This is a genomic window from Endozoicomonas sp. SESOKO4 (genome assembly GCF_024606275.1).
This window is the reverse complement of record NZ_JAHHPS010000500.1, coordinates 1-1,552: the sequence shown is the minus strand read 5'-3', so window position 1 is coordinate 1,552 and position 1,552 is coordinate 1. Positions and strand designations below refer to the sequence as shown.

The following is a 1,552-nucleotide window of genomic DNA, read 5'->3' as shown; positions in this document are numbered from 1 at the left end:
AGCTGGAAAAAGCGAAAACCCTGATGAAGGTATTCGAGAAAAAAAACATCACTGTCAAACACTCTTTTTACAGGCTACTTAGCCATGTAGAAAGAAGGTCTTTTAATGGCTTCTTCCGTAATGCGATCGTATTTTTTGAGCACCTTCATGAAACCGTCGAAAGTACCAGCATACTGACCAACATGCTGGAGAATAGAGAAGAACATATCCTTGATTTTGCCCAACGCAGTCAGGATGAACTCGAATATTTAGCGACTCTGGCTGTATTCTCTTCCTTTGCGTCAATGAATAATGGCAAAAGCTTGCCCAAGCATGAGGAAGTGAAAGCGGTGCTGGGCTGGCGGGAATGGAAAGACAAAGATGGCAAGTTCAATATGAACTTGTTCCTCGCCCTCTCGTCTATGAACCGTGGCAGAGGCATGCTCAAACATAATGAGGTGATAGAGATACTGAGCTGGCCGGAATGGAGAGGCATAGATGGCAAGTTCAGTATTGAGCTGTTCCTTGCCTTCTCGTCTATGAATCATGGCAGAGGCATGCCCAAACATAATGAGGTAATAGAGATACTGAGCTGGCCGGAATGGAGAGGCAAGGATGGCAAGTTCAATAGGAAGTTGTTCAGCGCCCTCTCGTCTATGAATCATGGCAAAGGCATGCCCAAACAGAGTGAGGTGATAAAGGTACTGAGCTGGCCGGAATGGAAAGACAAGTATGGCGAGTTCAATATGGAGCTATTACACTCTTTCTCATTAATGTACTACACCAGACGTATGCCAAAATATGAGGAAGTGAAAGAGGTACTGAACTGGTCTGAATGGAGAGAAAAAAATGGTGAGTTCAGTATGGAGTGCTTCCGCGCCTTTTCTTCCATGAACAATGGTCAAGGCGTGCTCAAATATAAGGCAGTGAAACAAGTGATGGACTGGACAAGTTGCTGGACAGCCCCCAATCACCTACTCCTGCAAATTATGGCCAGGCTCTGGGCATCAGAAGGGCTACCTGCCATTGAGGAACTGCAATACCGGGAAACACAACTGAAAAAGAGCCTGTTTAGAGAATTCACTTCAGAAGACAGCGATTCAGATGATGAAAGAGCTGAAGAAGATGATAAATTCAATCACCAGATAAAAACGGTCGCTCTCTATCTCGCCACCCCTAAGCCGGGCTGGTCACTAAACTGGTCGGTTTTAAAACAATTTCTTGAAATACATGAAAACACTGAAACCGTTCTGATGCTGGAATCATTGATAAAGCTTCTGTCTTCTTATGGGGGAAAGGGCGTCGAGCGCTACCTTCAGACCAGCGAAAAGGATCGGATTTTTTTCTGGCATCATGCGGATAAAACCGTGCCTTTGCCCGTGTTAAATAAGGCAACGGCTTTGTTTTCTTCCGATGAAGACAGGGAGCGTTTTGTCTATTTCGCCAAGCGGCTGAAGTCATTGTCGGATGAGAGCCTCTGGGAACAGTATACAGTCCGGTTGCAACCACTGTCAGGGGTGCTGAGACTCGACTATATGCAAAGGCTCTACCTGGAAATCCTGCAACCCTTAAC

The 1,552-nt window shown here is 45.7% G+C and carries 1 protein-coding gene; it reads left to right on the top strand.

Annotated elements, in window-relative coordinates; all coding sequences use genetic code 11:
* Window positions 1–1,552: hypothetical protein (locus KDK16_RS09810; RefSeq protein ID WP_257275852.1), on the top strand; the 1,552-nt coding region annotated here is incomplete at both ends.